This window comes from Pseudomonas sp. GW821-FHT07F01, assembly GCF_059418825.1.
This window is the reverse complement of record NZ_JBWKQO010000004.1, coordinates 414,699-435,537: the sequence shown is the minus strand read 5'-3', so window position 1 is coordinate 435,537 and position 20,839 is coordinate 414,699. Positions and strand designations below refer to the sequence as shown.

The window sequence follows — 20,839 nt, the reverse complement described above, 5'->3', positions numbered from 1 at the left end:
AAAAGAGAGCGGTAATGGTACTGGCGCCAAGTTCCTTGCACAAGCGAAGTCCCGCGCCATGAGCATTCCCCTGAGCGATGGTTTTCGCTACCCTTCAGGCTTTGATCGCTACTGATAAGCGTGTAGACCGGGTTATCGCCTGCCTGTTGGATCTGCAAAGCCCCATTCCCGCGTTGCCAGCCTGTGTTCCGAGCGTTTCGGGGCCAGTCGCCGGCTTGTGGTCCGAGGCCTTGAAGTTCCGCCGGCGACGCTTGCCGGGTACTGGCTTGTCAAAAAGTACCGACCGCTCATCGCTTTAGGAATGCTGCATGTCCACCCCCACAGTTCGCGAACAATTCCTTGTCATCAGTGCCCTCGGCGCCAACCCCATGGAGCTGACCAACGTCCTGTGCCGCGCCAGCCATGAAAACCGCTGCGCCGTGGTGACGTCGCGCCTGACCCGGCATGGCGAGTGCAGCGCGCTGGTTCTGGAGATTTCCGGCAGCTGGGACGCCCTGGCGCGCCTGGAAAGCAGCCTGCCGTTCCTGGCCAAGAAGCATGCCTTCACGGTCAACGTGGTGCGCAGCGCCGCCCTGGAAAGCCGCCCCCAGGCCCTGCCTTATGTGGCCTACGTCAGCGCCGCGTACCGCTCGGACATCGTCAATGAGCTGTGCCAGTTCTTCATCGACCATCAGGTCGAGCTGGAAAACCTCACCTGCGATACCTACCAGGCTCCACAGACCGGCGGCACCATGCTCAATGCCACCTTTACCGTGACCCTGCCCGCCGGCACCCAGATCAGTTGGCTGCGCGACCAGTTCCTGGACTTTGCCGATGCCATGAACCTCGACGCGCTGATCGAACCCTGGCGCCCACAGAACCCTATGTAAGGAAGCCCCATGGCCGTTGCTATCGATCAACCTATTGCCGATTTCCAGGCCCCCGCCACCAGCGGGCAGACCGTCAGCCTGTCCGACCTCAAGGGCAAGCAAGTGGTGATCTACTTCTATCCCAAGGACAGCACCCCGGGCTGCACCACCGAAGGCCAGGGCTTTCGCGATCAATACGCCGCCTTTCAGGCTGCCAACACCGAAGTCTTCGGCGTTTCCCGCGACAGCCTGAAGTCCCACGAGAACTTCAAGTGCAAGCAGGAATTCCCCTTCGAGCTGATCAGCGACAAGGACGAAGCCGTCTGCCAGCTGTTTGACGTGATCAAGCTGAAGAAGCTCTACGGCAAGGAATACCTGGGCGTGGACCGCAGCACCTTCCTGATCGACAAGGACGGTGTGTTGCGCCAGGAATGGCGCGGGGTGAAGGTACCCGGGCACGTCGACGCCGTACTGGCCGCGGCCCAGGCCCTGAACAAGGCCTGAAATGACCGGGGCGGCTGTATCAGCCGCCCCGTTTATCTAGAGTAGAGGTGCCACCACCGGGTCCTTCCTGGGCCAGGCATCCAGCACTGCCTTGAACAGGGTCGCGAGGGGAATCGCAAAGAATATCCCCCAGAACCCCCACAGCCCGCCAAACAGCAGCACCGCACAGATGATCGCCACCGGGTGCAGGTTCACCGCGCCGGAGAACAGCAGTGGCACCAGCACGTTGCCATCCAGGGTCTGGATGATCCCGTAGACCGCCATCAGGTAGATGAACTGATCGCTCCAGCCCCACTGGAACAGCGCAATCAGCGCCACCGGTACCGTTACCACCACGGCGCCGACATAGGGCACCACCACCGAGACCCCCACCAGCAGAGCCAACAGGGCCGCATAGTTCAGGCCCAGGGCGACGAAGGCGATGTAGGTCACCCCGCCACAGATGACGATCTCGATGACCTTGCCGCGAATGTAGTTGGCGATCTGCCGGTTCATTTCATGGGCCACGCGAGTAATCAGCGTACGTTCGCGGGGCAGATAGCTGATCACCCAGCGGCTGATCATCGCCCGATCCTTGAGGAAGAAGAACACAAGGATCGGCACCAGTACCAGGTAGATCATGATGTTCACCAGCAAGGGCAGGCTGGACAGGGAGAAGGTCAGCGCCCACTGGCCGAACTTGCCGATCTCGCCCCTGGCCACCTCGATGGCCTGCAGCACCTGCTCGTCGGACACAAGATGCGGGTAGCGCTCGGGCAACAGCAGCAACAGCGACTGCCACTTGGCGAGCATGCCCGGCAGCTCGTTGAACAGGGTGATCAACTGATGCCAGAGCAACGGCACCACCACCAGGATGAACACCAGCAGCAGCCCCATGAACAGCGCGAACACCAGCCCCACGGCCGCCCCGCCAGGCAGGCGCAGCCGCTCCAGGCTCACCACCAGCCCCTGCATCAGGTAGGCCAGGACCATCCCCGCCAGCACCGGCGCGAGCATGCCGCCCAGGGTCAGGACGGCAGTGAAGGCCAGAAACAGCAGAACGGCCAGCACCACCGCCTCTTCATCCGAGAAGTAGCGCTGAATCCAGTCACGTAGCACTTTGAACATCGATGTTCCTTAGATGAAGGCCCTCAAGGGCAGACTGCGCTCAGGCCTTTTTCAACCAGTAGCGATACACCCCGGCTTCATCCTCTTCACGCAGCAGGGTATGACCGGCCAGACGGGCGAAAGTGCGGAAGTCACGCTGGGAGCCGGCATCGGTGGCAATGACCTTGAGTACCGCGCCACTGGCCAGGCGATTGAGTTCCATCTTGGCCTTGAGCAGCGGCAGCGGGCAGTTCAGGCCGCTGGCGTCCAGCTCGGCATCATGGGCGACAACATCGGTCATTGGGTTACTCCGATCATCAATTCAAGGCGTCTAGAATACCCTGCAAGCCAGGCCCGCCGGCAATAAAGAAGCCCGACACCAGAGCACTGCCGCGCGCTGCCGAAGCCACGATCAGGTAGACGCCGGAATTTACCCAAAAGCACTTTTTATCCTCAGAGTTTTCACTGGCTTTGTCTGGTCCCCGGCCAGGTGTCCAGCTACAGTAGAGCCTTTGTCGATTAAGGCTTTGTGCATGAATGTATTGCGCCCTACCCTGCTGACGCTCGCTTGCCTGCTCGCCTCACCGGGCTTCGCCGACGACCTGCCGTCACTTGGTGATGCCAGTTCAGCCATTGTCTCTCCGCAACAGGAATACCAACTGGGCCGTGCCTGGCTGGCGTTGCTGCGCAGCCAGGTTTCGCAGCTCAACGACCCGCAACTCAAGGACTATGTCGAAACCAGCGTCTACAAACTGGTGGAGACCAGCCAGGTCAACGACCGGCGCCTGGAGTTCATCCTGATCAACAGCCCGCAGCTCAACGCCTTCGCCGCTCCCGGGGGAATCATCGGGGTCAATGGCGGGCTGTTCCTCAATGCCCAGACCGAAGGCGAGTACGCCTCGGTGCTGGCACACGAACTGGCGCACCTTTCCCAGCGCCACTTCGCCCGAGGGGTCGAAGCCCAGCAGCGCATGCAGGTGCCGATGATGGCCGCCCTGCTGGCCGGGATCGTGATTGCCGCCGCTGGCGCCGGGGACGCGGGGATCGCCACCATCGCCGGCACCCAGGCCGCGGCCATCCAGGAACAGCGGCGCTTCTCCCGGCAGAACGAGCAGGAAGCCGACCGCATCGGCATCCTCAACCTGGAAAAGGCCGGCTACGACCCGCGCTCGATGCCCACCATGTTCGAACGCCTGATGCGCCAGTACCGCTTCGATGCCAAGCCGCCGGAATTTCTCCTGACTCACCCGGTGACCGAATCGCGGATCGCCGACACCCGCAACCGCGCGGAACAGGCCCGGCAAGGCGGCACCGAAGACAGCCTGCGCTACCAGTTGATCCGCGCCCGGGTGCAACTGACCTATGAGGAATCGCCAGGGCTGGCCGCCAAGCGCTTTCGCGCGCAGCTCGATGAGAACCCGAAGAACGACATCGCTCGCTACGGCCTGGCCATCGCCCAGATCAAGGGCAGCCAGTGGAACGAAGCACGGGAAAACCTCAAGCCGCTGCTGGCCAAGTCGCCCAACGACGTGACCTACAACCTGGCTCAGATCGAACTGGACATGGCCAACAGCCGCCTGCCGGACGCGCAGACTCGGGTCGAAAGGATGCTCAACCTGTACCCGGGCAATTACCCCTTGAACCAGATCCGCGTGGACCTGCTGCTCAAGCAGAACCGCCCGGCCGATGCCGAAAAGGCCCTGGAAGGCCTGCTGAAAAGCCGCCCGGACGACCCGGATGTCTGGTACCTGGTGGCGGAAACCCGCGGCCTGTCGGGCAATATCATCGGCCTGCACCAGGCCCGGGCCGAGTACTTCGCCCTGGTGGGCGACTATCGCCAGGCCATCCAGCAGTTGGACTTCGCCAAGCGCCGGGCCGGCAGCAACTTCCCCCTGTCGTCGAGGATCGACGCTCGCCAGCGCGAGATGATGGACCAGGAACAGATGGTCAAGGACATGATGCGCTGACATTGACGCAAGCCACAAAAAAGCCCGCCTCTTACGAGGCGGGCTTTTTATTGGGCAACCTCAGGGGCTGGCGAATTACTCGGCCAGCTTGAAGGTGATGAAGCTGGCTCGCCCCTGACGCAGTACCCGCATGGACACCGAGCGGTTCTTCGGCAATGCCTTGGCGATTTCAGTGAACTCCTTCGCCGAAGTGATCGCCTGATTGTTCAGGTGAGTGATCACGTCGCCCGGCTGCAAGCCGATCAGCGCCGCAGGACCGTCCTGGACTTCCTTGATGACTACCCCGCCCTTGAGGTCGAAGGCTTTCTTCTGCTCATCGTTGAGCTCGACCACCGCTACACCCAGACGATTGCTGCTGCGCTCGACACCCGACTTGGGCAGCATGCTCAGGTCTTTGTCTTCTTCAGGAATAGCGCCGACGGTCAGCTCGATATTCTTGCGCTTGCCGTCGCGGATCACTTCCAGGTTGGCCTTGGCCCCGGCCTTCAGCGCGCCTACCAGGTGCGGCAGGTCGGCTGACATGACGATGGGCTGGCCATTGAGGCTGAGGATCACGTCCCCCACTTGCAGGCCGCCCTTGGCCGCCGGGCCATCATCCTGGATCTGTGCAACCAGCGCGCCGGCCGGTTTCTCCAGGCCGAAGGATTCAGCCAGGTCCTTATTGACCTCCTGGATTACCACGCCAAGCCAGCCACGGCTGACTTTGCCACCGGTTTTCAGCTGGTTGGAAACGTCCATCGCCACATCGATCGGGATGGCGAAAGACACGCCCATGAAACCACCGGAGCGGGTGTAGATCTGCGAGTTGATCCCCACCACTTCACCGGCCAGGTTGAACAGCGGGCCACCGGAGTTGCCCGGGTTGATCGGCACGTCGGTCTGGATGAACGGCACGTAGTTTTCGTTCGGCAGGCTGCGACCGATGGCACTGACGATGCCCTGGGTCACGGTATGGTCGAAGCCGAACGGCGAGCCGATGGCCACCACCCACTGGCCTGCCTTGAGGTCCTGGGATTTACCCAGTTTCAGCACCGGCAGGTCTTTGCCATCGATTTTCAGCAGTGCTACGTCGGAGCGTGGGTCGGTACCGATCAGCTTGGCTTTCAGCTCACTGCGATCGGCCAGACGCACAAGAATTTCGTCCGCATCGGCGATCACGTGGTTGTTGGTGAGGATGTAACCGTCCGCGGAGATGATGAACCCGGAACCCAGCGACTGCGCTTCGCGCTGACGATCCCCGCGCGGAGAGCGTGGCTGGGGCATGCCGCGTTCGAAGAACTCGCGCAGCATTGGCGGCAGGCCTTCGAGATCGGGCATCTGAGCCGAATTGGAAACCCGGCGGTCCGGCAGTTTCTGCGTGGTACTGATGTTCACCACCGCAGGCGAGGCCTGCTCGACCAGTTGGGTGAAATCAGGCAGCTCGGCCGCCTGGGCAGAAACGGCCTGCCCAAGCACCAGCACGGTGGCAAGAATGGTGAAGTAGGACTTCAAGCGTGGTATCGACATACGGCTCCCGTTACGACGAGCGTGGTTAAGCGATATGGAACAGCAAATACCGAAACTGCAGGGGCGGCATCTTTGTTCCAGGAACGACAAATAAGGTCAGAACCGAGGGGGTTCTGACCTATAGAAAAACTCTGGGAATTTTGCAAATGAAATTGCTGACCAAACATTTCATCTTCTCAATTGTGGAGCGGGCATCACTGACCTCTTACACAACCAACAAAGGCTCATTGCTTGGCAGTGGTATCGGAACGCATCGACAGCGCAATACGTTCAGCAGTACCAATGGGGATCTCCCCGACCACCGTGACCATCATCTCGCCATCGGGGGTAGTCAGGCGGCGTGATACAGCCACCGTAGGTCCGAGCTGAGTGCGGGTATCGGTGACCGTCGCGCCGTTGAGCGGCTCGAGAAACACCGAAAAGCGCGCAAGACCATCGTCATACAGCAGGCTGTTGACCATGGATTTGGTTTCCGGATCCTTGCGGGCACTGCTGCTGGTCAATTCGAAGCCCGGAGGCAGCCAGTCGGAATGCCAGGTTTGCACAGTCTTGACCGCCGAGGCCTTGTCGCTGTCCAGAGACACCGGCTTGCAGCTAGCGCTGGGACGCAACTCGACGTCGTCAGGCACATCCGCAGTATCCAGGCGAGTGAACTGGAAGCGCTCCAGCAACTGCCCCTTGTCGTTGAGCAACAGGGACTTGAGCGGCAGCCCGGTCTCACGATCCAGGTGCAGCTCGAAACCATAGCGATGCTGGTCCTTGGGCGTGACCGAAACGATCACCGCCTGGCGACCGGCCACGCGCGACTTGCCGATGACAGCAAGGTTGTACCAATTCTTGAGTTTTTGCGGGTCCAGGGCTCGGGCGGCACCGTCCGGGGAATCCCCGAGCCCTGCCACCAACTCGCCACTGACGCACTGGGTACGACCATCGACACGCACCACCTCTTGAGCGGACCCATCGAGCTGGATCAACCGCTCACGGACCTTTCCATCCTGGACGCGATGCCAGATGTTATGGGTAGAAAAACTACCGTTGCGCTCGTAAACGAAAGTGCCCTGAAAGCTTTGCTGCTGTTCCGCTTGCCCAAGACGCTGCAACCAGTCCTGGGCTTCGTCGGCATGGGCTGGAACCACAAACCAGCCACTGAGCAGAAGCGTTAGTAGAGGTATGGCGCGCATGATCCTCCTTAGCGGTTTTCCAGACTTGCCGCACGTGCGTAAGGCAGAGCGCTTTCAGTGCCTTTGAGTGCAGCTTGCTGGGCATGCTGGCGCAAGTAGCTTGGCAGACGCTGATCGTGCCAGCCTGGCTGCCCTTGCAGTACGCCATTGGCCATGGGGCCAGTAGCTTCCGAGCTTTCATTGTAGCCGGCCAGTACTGCCGGCCCTTTGACTTGTGGAGTCGCCAGGGTGGGCTGGCCGGTTTGCTGTGCCAGTTCGACACCTGCGATCTCGTCCTGGTTGTACAGGCGAACACCGGCCAGCACGGCCACAGTCACCGAGGCAGCTACTGCCAGACGGCCCAGGCTGCGCCAAGGTCCGCGGGAGGCTTTGGCCGGCACGGCCTCATCAGCCAGAGCTGCAGAAACGGCAGCGGCGATGTCCAGACGCGGAAGCAGCAACTCCTTGTGCATGGCTGCCCGGGCGATTTGATAACGGGCCCAGGTCTCACGGGTTTCCACTTCGTCGACGGCATTCAATACCCGACGCAATTCCAGTTCGTCCGCTTCGTTATCCATCACCGCGGACAGCGATTCCTGCAGGGCTTCACGACTCATGGCGGTTCCTCTCTTGGCTGTCGCCGCTGTCTCAGGTTTCCTGCAACAACGGCTGCAGGGCTTTATCGATGGCTTCCCGAGCGCGGAAAATCCGGGAGCGCACGGTACCCACCGGACACTGCATGACGCTGGCAATGTCCTCGTAACTCAGACCATCGAATTCACGTAAAGTTAAGGCCGTACGCAAATCTTCAGGCAGTTGCTGGATGGTTCGATGGACGGTGCCCTCGATCTCATCCCGCAGCAACGCACGCTCCGGCGATTCGAGATCCTTCAGGCCATGATCGCCGTCATAGAACTCCGCATCCTCAGAACTTACATCGCTATCCGGCGGCCTGCGGCCGCGTGAAACCAGATAGTTTTTCGCCGTGTTGATGGCGATACGGTACAGCCACGTGTAAAACGCGCTGTCACCCCGAAAATTACCTAGCGCACGGTAAGCCTTGATAAAAGCTTCTTGTGCAACATCCTGGGCTTCATGGGTGTCGTGCACGAAACGCACGATCAACCCGAGAATTTTGTGCTGGTACTTCAGCACGAGCAGATCGAACGCTCGCTTGTCGCCACGCTGAACGCGTTCGACCAGCTGCTGATCCTCTTCCTGGGTTAGCATGAACACTCCTCGATAAGCTCGGAGGAGGCTTGCATCACTAAACGATCAGGCTTGCAAACATAGACTCGGGCTTTTCGCAAAAGTTCTCCCCCTCCAAGCAAGTTTCCTGCGGGCTCTGATCCGGCACGCACGAAAAACGCAGCACGGGCGAGGCCGGCTGCGCGAATAATCCTGTCGTCGAATTCTGTCACAAGGGACACACTGTAAACCTTGGATATAACCGACGCTGTCCCTTCTTTCAGGCAACCTTCTATTGAGTTTGGGGCCTTGGCAAAAGTTCCCAATCTTTATAGCTGCGCCAGACGAAGATTGTGTAACGGTGGCAAGAAAAACCGCCCTATGTCTTCGATCAGCCGCTCCAGAGGCTGGAATGCTCCGAATATCGGACTGGCCGAGAGCAACGCTTTTGCTCGGTGAAGTCGCACAATGCCATGAAGGCGCGACTATTGTGCCGATCCCCCTCTCTATATACTAGTGGGCTGTGTGGCTGCTTTGACTTGCCGATTCAGGCGTCTTGCGCCAACCCCTTCCCGGGTCGCTTTGAGCGGAATCCTTCAAATGAGCCAACAGTTTCAACACGATGTTCTGGTGATTGGCAGCGGTGCCGCCGGCTTGAGCCTGGCCCTGACCCTGCCCAGCCACCTGCGTATTGCCGTCTTGAGCAAAGGCGACCTCGCCAACGGCTCGACATTCAGGGCCCAGGGCGGCGTCGCGGCCGTGCTGGATGATACCGACACCGTAGAATCCCACGTCGATGACACCCTCAATGCCGGCGGCGGCCTGTGCCACGAGGATGCGGTGCGCTTTACCGTGGAACACAGCCGCGAGGCCATCCAGTGGCTGATCGACCAGGGCGTACCCTTTACCCGCGACGAAGACTCCAGCAGCGACGACAGCGGCTTCGAATTCCACCTGACCCGCGAGGGCGGCCACAGCCACCGGCGGATCATCCACGCGGCAGACGCCACCGGTGCGGCCATCTTCAAGACCCTGCTGGCCCAGGCTCGGCAACACCCCAATATCGAATTGCTGGAACAACGGGTCGCCGTCGACCTGATCACCGAAAAACGCCTGGGGCTGGAAGGCGACCGCTGCCTGGGAGCCTACGTGCTCAACCGCAGCACCGGCCAGGTCGACACCTTCGGCGCACGCTTCGTGATCCTCGCCTCCGGCGGCGCAGCCAAGGTCTACCTCTATACCAGCAACCCCGACAGTGCCTGCGGCGACGGTATCGCCATGGCCTGGCGCTCGGGCTGCCGGGTGGCCAACCTGGAATTCAACCAGTTCCACCCCACCTGCCTGTATCACCCATTGGCCAAGAGCTTCCTGATTACCGAAGCCCTGCGTGGCGAAGGCGCCCACCTCAAGCTGCCCAACGGCGAACGCTTCATGCCGCGCTTCGACCCTCGGGCCGAGCTGGCACCACGGGACATCGTGGCCCGGGCCATCGACCATGAAATGAAGCGCCTGGGCATCGACTGCGTGTACCTGGACATCAGCCACAAGCCGGAAGCCTTCATCAAGAGCCACTTCCCCACCGTTTACGAGCGTTGCCTGGAGTTTTCCATCGATATCACCCGGCAGCCGATCCCGGTGGTGCCGGCCGCGCACTACACCTGCGGCGGGGTGATGGTGGACCAACAGGGCCGCACCGACGTGCCGGGCCTGTACGCCATTGGCGAAACCAGCTTCACCGGCCTGCACGGCGCCAACCGGATGGCCAGCAACTCGTTGCTGGAGTGCTTCGTCTACGCCCGTTCGGCGGCGGCCGACATCCTTCGGCAACTGCCCCAGGTGTCGATCCCCATCGCCCTGCCCGCCTGGGATGCCAGCCAGGTCACCGATTCCGATGAAGACGTGATCATTGCGCACAACTGGGACGAGTTGCGGCGGTTCATGTGGGACTACGTAGGCATAGTGCGTACCAACAAGCGCCTGCAGCGGGCCCAGCACCGGGTGCGCCTGCTGCTGGACGAGATCGACGAGTTCTACAGCAACTACAAGGTCAGCCGTGACCTGATCGAGCTGCGCAACCTGGCCCAGGTGGCCGAGCTGATGATTCTCTCGGCCATGGAGCGCAAGGAGAGCCGCGGCCTGCACTACACCCTGGACTACCCGCAGATGCTGCCCGAGGCCCGGGACACTATTCTGGTGCCGCCCACCTACGCCGGCTGAACTTGAGCCGCAGCCGCAGGCGCCGATGCTGGTCGGCGGCCTGCGCGTCCCGCGGCACACAGACAGAGCGCACCCAGCGCTCCCCCCGCAGCCGAAAACGCAGCACCACGATCAATGGCAGCGCTAGGCTGTCGGGGCGCAACTGCACGGCCTGCCACCCCTCGGATCGACTCCACAGCTGCCAGCCGTCGGGCGAATGGCGCAACCCGGTGAAGGCCCGTGGATGGCTCAAGAGAATCTGCCGCGGCAACACCCAGCCGGCGTGCAGCAGGCACAACCCTAGCCCCACGAGCCTGGCGACAGACGGAAGATCCAGCAGGAAAAACGCGCCCAGGGCGAACGCCTGGGCCAGCAGGTAGGCCGCCAGCAGTTGCCGTGAGGCACGCCAGCGGCATTCGAACAACCTACTTGGGTTGGACACGGTCCAGAATCATGCGGACCATGCGCTGCAGCTCGGGGTCCTCGGACTCGCTGCGCTCCATGAACCAGCCAAACATGTCCTGATCCTCGCACTCCAACAGCTTGCGATAGCACTCGCGGTCGGTCTCATTGAGATGCGGGTACACCTCCCTGACGAACGGCACCAGCAATACGTCCAGCTCAAGCATGCCGCGGCGGCTGTGCCAGTAGAGGCGATTCAGTTCAACATCTTCAACCATGGAGCGCTCCTCAAATAGAGCGCAAGTATACAGCCCGGGGGAGACGAGAACAGTCGGCTTTGGTCGGTGGCCACCCATCCTTTGTGAACTATCCATTTCAGGGGCGCCCCCTTATGATGTGCTCCAGACTTTTTACCCTGCGATGAACCATGGCTGACTCCGCTTTTTTCTGCCCCCTCTCCCACGAAGGCGTGCTCGCTGTCCGCGGGCCTGACGCCAGCAAATTCCTTCAGGGTCAGTTGACCTGCAACCTCAATTACCTCAGTGACAGCCAGTCCAGCCTCGGCGCCCGCTGCAATCAGAAAGGCCGCATGCAATCGAGCTTCCGCATCCTTCTGGAAGGCGACGGCTGCCTACTGGCCATGGCCCGCGAGCTGATCGAGCCGCAACTGGCGGACCTTAAGAAGTACGCGGTGTTCTCCAAGGCCAAGCTTGCCGACGAAAGCGCCAGTTGGGCGCGTTTCGGCCTGGCCGATGCCCAGGTCGCCCTGAGCGGTCTGGGCCTTGAGCTGCCCGAGGAAGACGGCTCCGTGGCCCGCGCCGATGGCCTGATCGCCTTGCGCGTATCCAGCCAGCGCGCCGAACTCTGGGTGCCGGCCGAGCGCGCCGCCAGCCTGCGCCAGCAACTGGCCGCGCAACTGCCCGAGGGCGAGCTGAACCAGTGGCTGCTGGGGCAAGTCCGCGCGGGCCTCGGCCAAGTCATGCCAGAGACCCGTGAACTGTTCATTCCACAGATGCTCAACCTGCAGGCCGTTGGCGGCGTCAGCTTCAAGAAAGGCTGCTACACCGGCCAGGAAATCGTCGCCCGCATGCAGTACCTGGGCAAGCTCAAGCGTCGCCTGTACCGCCTGGCCCTGCCTGGCGACGCCCTCCCCGTTCCAGGCACTGCGCTGTTCGCTCCCAGCCACAACAGCGCCATTGGCGAAGTGGTCCTGGCCGCCCGGGCGCAGCAGGGCGTGGAACTGCTGGCCGTGTTGCAGGCCGAAGCGGTGGAAGGGGGCGAACTGCACCTGGAAACACTCGAAGGGCCAACCCTGCAACTGCTGGACCTGCCGTACCAGCTGGATCGCGACCGCGAGATCCAGCGCTGATTGCCTGCCTTTTCTTGCAACACCCTAGAGAACTTACATGACTGAGCTGGCGCAAAAGGTCCAACAGGATTTGCTGGAGGCCATCGGCAACGATGACCTGGTTCTGCCAACCCTGCCGGAGGTGGCCCTGCAGATTCGCCAGGCCGCCGAAGACCCGGAAATCAGCGTCAGTACCCTGAGCAAGGTGATAGGCCGCGATACCGCGCTGTCGGCGCGGCTGATCAAGGTGGTCAACAGCCCCTTGCTAAGGGCGGCCCAGGAAGTCACCGACCTGCACACGGCAATCACCCGCCTGGGGGTCAACTACAGCAGCAACCTGGCCATCGGCCTGGTGATGGAGCAGATCTTCAACGCCCGCTCCGAAGTGGTGGAACAGAAAATGCGCGATGTCTGGCGCCGCAGCCTGGAGGTGGCCGGGGTCAGTTATGCGCTGTGCCGCAGCTACAGCCAGCTCAAGCCGGACCAGGCGGCCCTGGGCGGCCTGGTGCACCAGATTGGCGTGCTGCCGATTCTTACCTACGCCGAAGACCACTACGAACTGCTCTCCGACCCGGTCAGCCTCAATCACGTGATCGAGCGCATCCACCCGTTGCTGGGAGACAAGCTGCTGCGGGTCTGGGAGTTCCCCGAGCAACTGGTGGAGATCCCCGGGCAATACCTGGACTTCAGCCGCCAGTCGAGCCGGATCGACTACGTCGACCTGGCCCAGGTGGCGACCCTGTACTGCCACAAGGACACCGAGCACCCGCTGTCGCGGATCGACGCCTTCAGCGTGCCGGCCTTCAAGAAGCTGGGGATAGACCCGGACAACAAGGCCATGTGCCTGGACCTGGAAGAATCCCGCTCCATGCTCTATTGAGCATCCCCTAGCCGGCTGTAAAGCTCACCCGCACCTTCAACCCCGACGGCTCGCCATCGTGCAGGCTGATCTGTGCCAGGTGCGCGCGACAGATCTCACCGACGATCGCCAGCCCCAGGCCCGAACCCGCACCCTGCTGATTGCGCCGGTAGAAGCGCTCGAAGACCCGGTCACGGTCTTCCAGGGGAATGCCCGGCCCATCGTCCTCCACCTCCAGCACCCCGGGCGGTGACACCCGCAGCACCACATTGCCACCCGGCGGAGTATGAGCCAGGGCGTTGTCCACCAGGTTGCTGAGCAGTTCATTGAGCAGGGTCGGTTCGCCCCTGAGCCACACCGGTTCGTCGGCCTCCAGGGCCAGGGCCACGCCCCGGGCATGGGCCAGAGGCGCCATGGCCATGCCCAGTTCACGGGCCAGCTGGCTGAGGTCGAGCAACTGCGCCCCGCCCTCGGCGATCGCCCGGGCGCCGTTTTCCACCCGGGCCAGGGACAGCAACTGATTGGCCAGGTGGGTCAGGCGGTCGGTGCCCTGGGCCGCACTTTCCAGAGTGGCGCGCCAGGTATCCGGCTCACTTGCGCGCAAGCCCAGTTCCAGGCGGGCCTTGAGCGCAGCCAGCGGGGTGCGCAACTCATGGGCAGCCTCGGCGATGAACTGCGCCTGGCGCTCGAACTGCCCGCGCAGGCGCTCGGTGAAATGGTTCAAGGCGCGTACCAGCGGCCACAGTTCGCGCTGCACCGAGACCAGGGGCAGCGGCCGCAGGTCGTCCGGCTGGCGCTCTTCCACCGCCCCGCGCAGGCGTTCCAGGGGGCGCAAGGCCGCACTCACCGCAAACCACACCAGCACCAGGGCGCCGATGGCCAGCATGCCCAGGCGCAGCAGGGTATCGGCCATCAGGCTGCGGGCCATGGCCACCCGCGCCTCGTCGGTCTCCGCCACGCGGATTTCCGCCATGCCGTTCATGTTCGGCTCGCTGACCGCCTTGAGCAGGCTCACCACCCGTACGTTCTGGCCCTGGTAGCGGGCGTCGTAGAAGCGCGCCAGGGCCGGGTAATCATCGGTTCGCGGGGTGCCGGGCGGCGGCCCGGGCAGGTTCTCATAACCGGAAATCAGTGTCTGATGGATGTCGTTGACCTGGTAGTAGATGCGCCCGGCGCTGTCGTAGGCAAAGGTGTCCAGGGCCACATAGGGCACGTTGGCACTCAGGCTGCCATCGCGCTGGGACAAGCCGGCGGCGATGGTTCGCGCCGAAGCCAGCAAGGTCCGGTCATAGGCGGTATCGGCGGCCTCACGGCCGTTCCAGTAGGCGCTCAGGCCGCTGGCCAGCATCAGCACCACCAGCAGCAGTGCGAGGTTCCACAGCAAGCGCCAGCGCAGGCTGCTGGGCTTATGCATCGCGGCTTTCCAGCAGGTAGCCCAGGCCGCGGAAGGTGACGATGGCGACCGCATGGCCGTCGAGCTTCTTGCGCAGGCGGTGCACGTAGATCTCGATGGCGTCGGGGCTGGCCTCTTCGTCCAGGCCGAACACCTGGGAGGCCAGTTGCTCCTTGCTCATGACCCGGCCGGGGCGGGCGATCAAGGCTTCGAGCACCGCCTGTTCGCGGGAAGTCAGGGTCAGCAACTCCTCGCCCAGGGTGAAACGCCGGGTGTCCAGGTCATAGGCCAGCACTCCGCAACGCTGCTGGCGCTCGCCCCCCAGCACGCTGCGGCGCAACAGGGCCTTGACCCGGGCCTCCAGCTCGGTCAGCTCGAAGGGCTTGGCCAGGTAATCGTCGGCCCCCAGGTTCAGGCCGTGGACCCGGTCCTTGACGTCACTGCGGGCGGTCAGCATCAGCACCGGCAGGTTCTTGCCGCGGGCCCGCAGGCGCGCCAGCACTTCGAAACCATCCATGCGCGGCAGGCCGACATCAAGGATCGCCACGGCGTATTCCTCGCTGCCCAGGGCCAGGTCGGCCGCCACCCCATCGTGCAGCACATCCACGGTCAGGCCGGTGCTCTTGAGCGCCTGGGCGATACTTTCGGCCAGTTGCAGGTGGTCTTCCACGAGCAGGACTCGCATGGCTGTTTACCTCGTTTCAGGGGGGATCGACGCCGCTCTTTGGCGCGGAGTGTACCGCCGCAACCGCCGCTGTGAAGCCCGAAAGCCACGAAAGTGCACTGAAAGGTTAGCGAAAGGTTGGCCCTTTAGAGTCCCGCCACGGACAGTCTCGACTGCCCTGGCCGTGAAGGCCGCTGACCCGCAAAACGCCTCGAAGCGTTTTCGTCAAAATAAGAACAATAACGGAGTACTCCAGGATGCCATCCACGCACCCTCAGGCTGTCCAGCCCGCGCGTTTTTCCCGTCTGACCCCGACTGCTCTTGCCAGCGCCGCCACCCTTGCCGGTTTCGCGCCCTTGAGCCAGGCCGCCTTTATCGAAGACAGCAGCGCCACCTTCGAAACCCGCAACATGTACTTCAACCGCGACTTTCGCGACGGCACCAGCGCCCAGCAGTCCAAGCGCGACGAATGGGCCCAGGGGTTCATGCTCAACCTGCAGTCGGGCTACACCGAAGGTACCGTGGGCTTCGGCCTGGACGCCCTGGGCATGCTCGGGGTCAAGCTCGACTCCAGCCCCGACCGCACCGGTACCGGCCTGCTGCCGACCCACGATGACGGGCGCGCGGCCAACGAGTACTCCAAGCTCGGCCTGACCGGCAAGGTGAAGATTTCCGCCACCGAACTGAAAATCGGCAGCCTGATTCCGGAACTGCCGATCCTCAAGCCCAACGACGGGCGCATCCTGCCGCAGACCTTCGAGGGCGGCTTGCTGACCTCCAGGGAGATCAAGAACCTGACCTTCACTGGTGGTCGCCTGGACAAGGCCAAGGACCGCGATGACAGCAACTACGAGGATATCCGCCTCAACAACAAGAACAGCCGCTTCGCCGGCACCGTGGCCGGCAAGCACTTCAATTTCGGCGGCCTGGACTACAAGTTCACCGACAAGATCACCGGCAGCTACCACTTCGCCCAACTGGACGATGTCTACAACCAGCACTTTCTCGGCCTGGTAGCCTCCCAGCCCATGGGCCCGGGCACCTTCGGCACCGACCTGCGCCTGGCCATCAGCGACGACCAGGGCCAGGCCCGCGGCGGCAAGATCGACAACAAATCCCTCAACGGCCTGGTGAGCTACGCCCTCAACGGGCATAAACTCAGCGCCGGCTACCAGCACATGTCCGGCGACAGCGCTTTCCCCTACGTCGATGGCAGCGACCCATACCTGGTGAACTTCGTGCAGATCAACGACTTCGCCGGGGCCGAGGAGCGCTCCTGGCAAGCCCGTTACGACTTCGACTTCGCCAAGCTGGGAGTGCCCGGCCTGAGCTTCATGACCCGCTACCTCAGCGGCGACAACATTGCCCTGAAGAACGGCGACACCGGCAAAGAGTGGGAACGTAACACCGAGGTCAAATACGTAGTGCAAAGCGGCACCTTCAAGGACGTCGCCGTGCGCCTGCGCAACGCCACCTACCGTTCCAACTATTCGGCACGCGATGCGGATGAAGTGCGCCTGCTGGTGAGCTACAGCGTAGCGCTGTGGTAAGCCCCCCTATCACGCTCCTACGAAAAACGGGTCGGGGATGACCCGGACATACCTACAACAACTCCTGTGGAGACGCTCATGGACCTTTCACTGCGCAAACTCGCCCTCGCCGCCGGCTGCATGTTGTTCGCCGGCCAGTTGCTGGCAGCCTCCGCCGAGCCCAAGCGCCCGGAATGCATCGCCCCGGCCTCCCCTGGCGGCGGTTTCGACCTGACCTGCAAGCTGGCGCAAAGCGCCCTGGTCAACGAGAAACTCCTCTCCAAGCCGATGCGCGTGACCTACATGCCCGGCGGTGTCGGGGCCGTGGCCTATAACGCGGTGGTGGCCCAGCGTCCGGCCGATGCCGGGACCCTGGTGGCCTGGTCCAGTGGTTCGCTGCTGAACCTGGCCCAAGGCAAGTTCGGCCGCTTCGATGAAAGCGCGGTGCGCTGGCTGGCGGCGGTGGGCACCAGCTACGGCGCCATCGCGGTGAAAAGCGATTCGCCCTACAAGAACCTCGACGATCTGGTCCAGGCCCTGAAGAAAGACCCGAGCAAAGTGGTGATCGGCTCCGGTGGCACCGTCGGCAGCCAGGACTGGATGCAGACCGCGCTGATCGCCAAGGCCGCCGGGATCAACCCGCGGGACCTGCGCTATGTCGCCCTGGAAGGCGGCGGCGAGATCGCCACTGCCCTGCTGGGCGGGCATATCCAGGTTGGCAGTACCGACATCTCCGACTCCATGCCGCATATCCTGGCCGGCGACATGCGCCTGCTGGCGGTGTTCTCCGAGCAGCGCCTGGACGAGCCGGAAATGAAAGACATCCCCACCGCCAAGGAGCAGGGCTACGACATCGTCTGGCCGGTGGTACGCGGCTTCTACCTCGGGCCTAAGGTCAGCGATGCGGAGTACGCCTGGTGGAAAGAGGCCTTCGACAAGCTGCTGGCCTCCGAAGAGTTCGCCAAGCTGCGCGACCAGCGCGAGCTGTTCCCCTTCGCCATGACCGGCCCGGAACTGGATACCTACGTGAAGAAGCAGGTAGCCGACTACAAGACCCTGGCCAAAGAGTTCGGCCTGATCCAGTGACCGTCCCTTTCTGACGGCCCGGCCCTCGCGCATCGGGGGCCGGGCCCGGGAGTTAGCCATGCTCGTTCAACGTCTCTTCGCCGCGGTGTTGCTGCTGGCCTGTGCCGGCCTGGCACTGATGGCCTGGCCCTACCAGGCGGCCTTTTCCTACGAACCGGTGGGCCCGCGGGCCTTCCCCCTGCTGATGCTCGGGCTGATGGGCCTGGCCCTGCTGTACATGCTGTTTCGCCCGGCACCGATCAAGCACAGCGAAGAAGAACCGCCCCTGGACCGGCAGACCCTGACCAAGATCGCCCTCTGCGTGGCCTTGCTGCTGGTCTTCGCCGGGGCCTTCGAGCCCTTGGGCTTCATCGTCGCCAGCATTCTCATCGGCGTGCCCATGGCCCGCCTGTACGGCGGCCGCTGGCTGCCCAGCCTGGTGATCATCTGCCTGCTCAGTGTCGGCCTCTACTGGCTGTTCGACCGGGTCATGGACGTCCCCCTGCCCCTCGGCCTGCTCGACGTTCTGGAGAATTGATATGGATACCCTCAGCTATCTGGGCCAGGGCTTCGGCGTTGCACTGACCCCCTACAACCTGGTCACCGCTTTGTCCGGCACCCTGATCGGCACCGTGGTCGGGCTGCTGCCGGGCCTGGGCCCGATCAACGGCGTGGCGCTGCTGATCCCCATCGCCTTCGCCCTGGGCCTGCCGCCGGAATCGGCGCTGATCCTCTTGGCAGCGGTGTACCTGGGCTGCGAATACGGCGGCCGGATCAGCTCGATCCTGCTGAACATTCCCGGCGAAGCCTCCACCGTGATGACCACCCTCGACGGTTACCCCATGGCACGCAAGGGCCTGGCGGGCGTAGCCCTGTCGTTGTCGGCCTGGAGCTCGTTCATCGGTGCCTTCATCGCCACCTGCGGCATGGTGCTGTTCGCCCCGCTGCTGGCCAAGTGGGCGATCGCCTTCGGCCCGGCGGAGTACTTCGTATTGATGGTGTTCGCCATCGTCTGCCTGGGCGGCATGGCCGGCGACCGACCGTTGAAGACCTTCATCGCCGCGCTGATCGGGCTGTTCCTGTCGGCCGTGGGCATCGACGCCAACAGCGGCGTGTACCGCTTCACCGGGGACAACATCCACCTCACCGACGGCATCCAGTTCGTGGTGCTGGTGCTGGGCCTGTTCTCCATCAGCGAGATTCTCCTGCTGCTGGAAAAGACCCATCGCGGCCAGGAAGCGGTGAAGGCCACCGGGCGCATGATGTTCAACTTCAAGGAAGCGGCCTCGGTGTTCGTGGTGAACATCCGCTGCGGCCTGCTGGGCTTCATCATGGGCGTGCTGCCCGGAGCCGGCGCGACCCTGGCCAGCGCCGTGGCCTACATGACCGAGAAACGCATCGCCGGTGCCAGCGGCACCTTTGGCCAGGGCGACAAGCGCGGCCTGGCAGCCCCGGAAACCGCCATCGGCGCCTCGGCCTGTGGCGCCCTGGTACCAATGCTGACCCTCGGCGTGCCCGGTTCCGGCACCACCGCGGTGATGATCGGCGCCCTGTCGCTGTACAACATCACCCCCGGCCCGCTGCTGTTCCAGCAACAGCCGGATATCGTCTGGGGCCTGATCGCCTCGCTGTTCATCGCCAACATCATGCTGGTGATCCTCAACATTCCGATGATCCGTATCTTCACCCGCATCCTTGCGGTGCCGAACTGGGCCCTGGTGCCGGTGATCGCCATCATTACCGGGATCGGCGTCTATGCGGTACACGCCACCACCTTCGACCTGTTCCTGATGGTGGGCATCGGCATCTTCGGCTACATCCTGCGCAAGCTGGACTTCCCGCTGTCGCCAGTGCTGCTGGGCTTCATCCTCGGTGGCCTGATGGAGCAGAACCTGCGCCGGGCGCTGTCGATTTCCAACGGCGCCATGGAGATCCTCTGGTCGAGCCCGATCACCGTTGGGGTCTGGGTGCTGACCGTGATCATGCTGCTGATGCCGCTGCTGCGTATCTGGCGCAAGCGCGCGGCCCAGCAACGTGCCGTGGCCGATGTCTGAATCCACTTGGAAACAGTGGTGGGGCACGCCCCTGGTGGGCCTGGCTGGCGGCTACCTCGCCAGCCAGATCGGCTGGCCGCTGCCGTGGATGGTCGGCTCGTTGCTGGCGATCATCCTGGTGCGCTGCCTGACGCCCTGGCAACTGGCGGAAATCCCCGGCGGGCGCAAATGCGGGCAATGGGTGGTGGGCATCGGCATCGGCCTGCACTTCACCCCGCAGGTGATGGAGCAGGTGCTGAGCCATTTCGGCCTGATCTTCTTCGGTGCCCTGGTCACCAGCCTGTCCAGCGTGGTCGGGGTATGGCTCTTGCGGCGCACCGGCGAGGACCGGGCCACCGCGTTCTTCTCCAGCATGCCCGGCGGCTCAGGGGAGATGGTCAACCTCGGCGCGCGCAACGGCGCGGTGCTCAGCCGGGTAGCGGCCGGGCAGAGCCTGCGGGTACTGACGGTGGTGCTCTGTGTGCCGGCGGCGTTCAAGTACCTGCTGGGGGAAGGCACGCCCGCCCTGCATGCCGCTACGGTGGACTGGCGCTGGCTGGCCCTGCTGTTTCCGGCCGGTGCCATGCTGGCCTGGCTCTGGCAGCGCCTGCGCCAGCCCAACCCCTGGCTGTTCGGCCCCCTGCTGCTCAGCGCGACACTGAGCATCGCCTGGGACCTGCACATCGGCCTGCCCGACGGCGCTAGCCAGATGGGCCAGTGGCTGATTGGCAGCGGCCTGGGCTGCCACTTCAACCGCCAGTTCTTTCGCCGGGCCCCTTCGTTCATGGGCCGCACCCTGATCGGCACCGCCCTGACCATGCTGATCGCCGGCCTCGCAGCCCTAGGCCTGAGCGCCCTGACCCGCCTGGACCTGCGCTCGCTGACCCTGGGCATGATGCCCGGCGGCATTGCGGAAATGAGCCTGACGGCCGAGGTCCTGCAACTGTCGGTGCCATTGGTAACGGCGATGCAGGTCATGAGGTTGCTGTTCGTGCTGTTTCTCGCCGAGCCCCTGTTCCGCCACTGGAACAAAGGCCCCCTGTAGCCGCAGGCTGCGACAAGGTCCGCAGGACCTTCAGTGGCCGAACCAC

The 20,839-nt window shown here is 63.3% G+C and carries 21 protein-coding genes; 11 read left to right on the top strand and 10 right to left on the bottom strand.

The annotated features are described in order from the left end of the window. Nucleotides 1–308 precede the first annotated feature (308 nt). Together AC07R1_RS16365 and AC07R1_RS16360 are read left to right on the top strand one after the other, a co-directional pair. Complete coding sequence (locus AC07R1_RS16365) at nt 309–869, top strand: glycine cleavage system transcriptional repressor (protein ID WP_011059795.1); 561 nt, start codon at nt 309–311, stop codon at nt 867–869. Between the two features lie 9 nt (nt 870–878). Next, nucleotides 879–1,352 (top strand): peroxiredoxin, encoded by a 474-nt coding sequence (locus AC07R1_RS16360; RefSeq protein ID WP_011059794.1) that lies wholly within the window; start codon nt 879–881, stop codon nt 1,350–1,352. A 36-nt stretch (nt 1,353–1,388) separates the two neighbouring features. Here the strand turns inward: AC07R1_RS16360 and AC07R1_RS16355 are convergent, their stop codons facing one another. Together AC07R1_RS16355 and AC07R1_RS16350 are read right to left on the bottom strand one after the other, a co-directional pair. Beyond that, entirely contained in the window at nt 1,389–2,459 is a 1,071-nt protein-coding gene (locus AC07R1_RS16355) for an AI-2E family transporter (RefSeq protein ID WP_011059793.1), read from the bottom strand. 40 nt (nt 2,460–2,499) lie between these two features. After that, nucleotides 2,500–2,739, bottom strand: a complete 240-nt coding sequence (locus AC07R1_RS16350) for a sulfurtransferase TusA family protein (protein WP_011059792.1) — start codon at nt 2,737–2,739, stop codon at nt 2,500–2,502. A 232-nt stretch (nt 2,740–2,971) separates the two neighbouring features. On the opposite strand from AC07R1_RS16350, the gene AC07R1_RS16345 reads away from it, so the two are divergent. Then, complete coding sequence (locus tag AC07R1_RS16345; protein WP_011059791.1) at nt 2,972–4,405, top strand: M48 family metalloprotease; 1,434 nt, start codon at nt 2,972–2,974, stop codon at nt 4,403–4,405. Nucleotides 4,406–4,480: 75 nt separating this feature from the next. Here AC07R1_RS16345 and AC07R1_RS16340 read toward each other — a convergent pair whose 3' ends face one another. The 4 genes from AC07R1_RS16340 to rpoE form a co-directional block, all read right to left on the bottom strand. After that, on the bottom strand, nt 4,481–5,911 hold the full coding sequence (locus AC07R1_RS16340; RefSeq protein WP_495110708.1) for a DegQ family serine endoprotease: 1,431 nt from the start codon (nt 5,909–5,911) through the stop codon (nt 4,481–4,483). 224 nt (nt 5,912–6,135) lie between these two features. Continuing rightward, nucleotides 6,136–7,092, bottom strand: a complete 957-nt coding sequence (locus tag AC07R1_RS16335; protein WP_495110707.1) for a MucB/RseB C-terminal domain-containing protein — start codon at nt 7,090–7,092, stop codon at nt 6,136–6,138. Between the two features lie 8 nt (nt 7,093–7,100). Beyond that, on the bottom strand, nt 7,101–7,688 hold the full coding sequence (locus AC07R1_RS16330) for a sigma-E factor negative regulatory protein (protein WP_011059788.1): 588 nt from the start codon (nt 7,686–7,688) through the stop codon (nt 7,101–7,103). 31 nt (nt 7,689–7,719) lie between these two features. After that, nucleotides 7,720–8,301, bottom strand: coding sequence for an RNA polymerase sigma factor RpoE/AlgU (gene rpoE, locus AC07R1_RS16325; RefSeq protein WP_007930230.1), 582 nt, complete (start codon nt 8,299–8,301; stop codon nt 7,720–7,722). A gap of 558 nt (nt 8,302–8,859) precedes the next feature. On the opposite strand from rpoE, the gene nadB reads away from it, so the two are divergent. Further along, nucleotides 8,860–10,476, top strand: coding sequence for an L-aspartate oxidase (gene nadB, locus AC07R1_RS16320; protein WP_011059787.1), 1,617 nt, complete (start codon nt 8,860–8,862; stop codon nt 10,474–10,476). Here nadB and AC07R1_RS16315 read toward each other — a convergent pair. After that, on the bottom strand, nt 10,445–10,897 hold the full coding sequence (locus tag AC07R1_RS16315) for a protein YgfX (protein WP_011059786.1): 453 nt from the start codon (nt 10,895–10,897) through the stop codon (nt 10,445–10,447). The genes nadB and AC07R1_RS16315 overlap by 32 nt on opposite strands. Continuing rightward, on the bottom strand, nt 10,881–11,135 hold the full coding sequence (locus tag AC07R1_RS16310) for an FAD assembly factor SdhE (protein ID WP_011059785.1): 255 nt from the start codon (nt 11,133–11,135) through the stop codon (nt 10,881–10,883). Before AC07R1_RS16310 ends, AC07R1_RS16315 begins: the two co-directional genes overlap by 17 nt. 149 nt (nt 11,136–11,284) lie before the next feature. Between AC07R1_RS16310 and ygfZ the strand changes: the two genes are divergently transcribed. Both ygfZ and AC07R1_RS16300 read left to right on the top strand, forming a co-directional pair. After that, nucleotides 11,285–12,226: a CAF17-like 4Fe-4S cluster assembly/insertion protein YgfZ gene (gene ygfZ / locus AC07R1_RS16305; protein WP_011059784.1), complete on the top strand. Its 942-nt coding sequence runs from the start codon at nt 11,285–11,287 to the stop codon at nt 12,224–12,226. A 37-nt stretch (nt 12,227–12,263) separates the two neighbouring features. Next, nucleotides 12,264–13,085, top strand: coding sequence for an HDOD domain-containing protein (locus AC07R1_RS16300; RefSeq protein WP_495110706.1), 822 nt, complete (start codon nt 12,264–12,266; stop codon nt 13,083–13,085). Nucleotides 13,086–13,092: 7 nt separating this feature from the next. Here AC07R1_RS16300 and AC07R1_RS16295 read toward each other — a convergent pair whose 3' ends face one another. Together AC07R1_RS16295 and AC07R1_RS16290 are read right to left on the bottom strand one after the other, a co-directional pair. After that, the gene (locus tag AC07R1_RS16295) at nt 13,093–14,478 is read right to left on the bottom strand and encodes a sensor histidine kinase (RefSeq protein ID WP_011059782.1); all 1,386 of its coding nucleotides are present in this window, start codon (nt 14,476–14,478) and stop codon (nt 13,093–13,095) included. Beyond that, entirely contained in the window at nt 14,471–15,142 is a 672-nt protein-coding gene (locus AC07R1_RS16290; RefSeq protein ID WP_011059781.1) for a response regulator, read from the bottom strand. The genes AC07R1_RS16295 and AC07R1_RS16290 overlap by 8 nt, the downstream gene beginning before the upstream one ends. A 236-nt stretch (nt 15,143–15,378) precedes the next feature. Between AC07R1_RS16290 and AC07R1_RS16285 the strand changes: the two genes are divergently transcribed. The 5 genes from AC07R1_RS16285 (at nt 15,379) to AC07R1_RS16265 (ending at nt 20,793) form a co-directional block, all read left to right on the top strand. Continuing rightward, nucleotides 15,379–16,671, top strand: a complete 1,293-nt coding sequence (locus AC07R1_RS16285; RefSeq protein WP_015634513.1) for an OprD family porin — start codon at nt 15,379–15,381, stop codon at nt 16,669–16,671. 78 nt (nt 16,672–16,749) lie between these two features. Beyond that, on the top strand, nt 16,750–17,736 hold the full coding sequence (locus AC07R1_RS16280; RefSeq protein ID WP_011059779.1) for a Bug family tripartite tricarboxylate transporter substrate binding protein: 987 nt from the start codon (nt 16,750–16,752) through the stop codon (nt 17,734–17,736). A gap of 58 nt (nt 17,737–17,794) precedes the next feature. Next, nucleotides 17,795–18,253, top strand: a complete 459-nt coding sequence (locus AC07R1_RS16275) for a tripartite tricarboxylate transporter TctB family protein (protein ID WP_011059778.1) — start codon at nt 17,795–17,797, stop codon at nt 18,251–18,253. Nucleotide 18,254: 1 nt separating this feature from the next. Next, complete coding sequence (locus tag AC07R1_RS16270) at nt 18,255–19,769, top strand: tripartite tricarboxylate transporter permease (RefSeq protein WP_011059777.1); 1,515 nt, start codon at nt 18,255–18,257, stop codon at nt 19,767–19,769. Continuing rightward, nucleotides 19,762–20,793 carry an AbrB family transcriptional regulator gene (locus AC07R1_RS16265; RefSeq protein WP_053149547.1) on the top strand — a complete coding sequence of 344 codons (1,032 nt, stop codon included), beginning with the start codon at nt 19,762–19,764 and terminating at the stop codon, nt 20,791–20,793. The genes AC07R1_RS16270 and AC07R1_RS16265 overlap by 8 nt, the downstream gene beginning before the upstream one ends. Nucleotides 20,794–20,839: the final 46 nt, after the last annotated feature.

What these genes read in the sequence shown, in the direction of transcription:
- AC07R1_RS16365 (WP_011059795.1), top strand. Translation starts at nt 309, where the DNA reads ATGTCCACCCCCACAGTTCGCGAACAATTCCTTGTCATCAGTGCCCTC.
- AC07R1_RS16360 (WP_011059794.1), top strand. Translation starts at nt 879, where the DNA reads ATGGCCGTTGCTATCGATCAACCTATTGCCGATTTCCAGGCCCCCGCC.
- AC07R1_RS16355 (WP_011059793.1), bottom strand. Translation starts at nt 2,459, where the DNA reads ATGTTCAAAGTGCTACGTGACTGGATTCAGCGCTACTTCTCGGATGAA.
- AC07R1_RS16350 (WP_011059792.1), bottom strand. Translation starts at nt 2,739, where the DNA reads ATGACCGATGTTGTCGCCCATGATGCCGAGCTGGACGCCAGCGGCCTG.
- AC07R1_RS16345 (WP_011059791.1), top strand. Translation starts at nt 2,972, where the DNA reads ATGAATGTATTGCGCCCTACCCTGCTGACGCTCGCTTGCCTGCTCGCC.
- AC07R1_RS16340 (WP_495110708.1), bottom strand. Translation starts at nt 5,911, where the DNA reads ATGTCGATACCACGCTTGAAGTCCTACTTCACCATTCTTGCCACCGTG.
- AC07R1_RS16335 (WP_495110707.1), bottom strand. Translation starts at nt 7,092, where the DNA reads ATGCGCGCCATACCTCTACTAACGCTTCTGCTCAGTGGCTGGTTTGTG.
- AC07R1_RS16330 (WP_011059788.1), bottom strand. Translation starts at nt 7,688, where the DNA reads ATGAGTCGTGAAGCCCTGCAGGAATCGCTGTCCGCGGTGATGGATAAC.
- rpoE (WP_007930230.1), bottom strand. Translation starts at nt 8,301, where the DNA reads ATGCTAACCCAGGAAGAGGATCAGCAGCTGGTCGAACGCGTTCAGCGT.
- nadB (WP_011059787.1), top strand. Translation starts at nt 8,860, where the DNA reads ATGAGCCAACAGTTTCAACACGATGTTCTGGTGATTGGCAGCGGTGCC.
- AC07R1_RS16310 (WP_011059785.1), bottom strand. Translation starts at nt 11,135, where the DNA reads ATGGTTGAAGATGTTGAACTGAATCGCCTCTACTGGCACAGCCGCCGC.
- ygfZ (WP_011059784.1), top strand. Translation starts at nt 11,285, where the DNA reads ATGGCTGACTCCGCTTTTTTCTGCCCCCTCTCCCACGAAGGCGTGCTC.
- AC07R1_RS16300 (WP_495110706.1), top strand. Translation starts at nt 12,264, where the DNA reads ATGACTGAGCTGGCGCAAAAGGTCCAACAGGATTTGCTGGAGGCCATC.
- AC07R1_RS16295 (WP_011059782.1), bottom strand. Translation starts at nt 14,478, where the DNA reads ATGCATAAGCCCAGCAGCCTGCGCTGGCGCTTGCTGTGGAACCTCGCA.
- AC07R1_RS16290 (WP_011059781.1), bottom strand. Translation starts at nt 15,142, where the DNA reads ATGCGAGTCCTGCTCGTGGAAGACCACCTGCAACTGGCCGAAAGTATC.
- AC07R1_RS16285 (WP_015634513.1), top strand. Translation starts at nt 15,379, where the DNA reads ATGCCATCCACGCACCCTCAGGCTGTCCAGCCCGCGCGTTTTTCCCGT.
- AC07R1_RS16280 (WP_011059779.1), top strand. Translation starts at nt 16,750, where the DNA reads ATGGACCTTTCACTGCGCAAACTCGCCCTCGCCGCCGGCTGCATGTTG.
- AC07R1_RS16275 (WP_011059778.1), top strand. Translation starts at nt 17,795, where the DNA reads ATGCTCGTTCAACGTCTCTTCGCCGCGGTGTTGCTGCTGGCCTGTGCC.
- AC07R1_RS16270 (WP_011059777.1), top strand. Translation starts at nt 18,255, where the DNA reads ATGGATACCCTCAGCTATCTGGGCCAGGGCTTCGGCGTTGCACTGACC.
- AC07R1_RS16265 (WP_053149547.1), top strand. Translation starts at nt 19,762, where the DNA reads ATGTCTGAATCCACTTGGAAACAGTGGTGGGGCACGCCCCTGGTGGGC.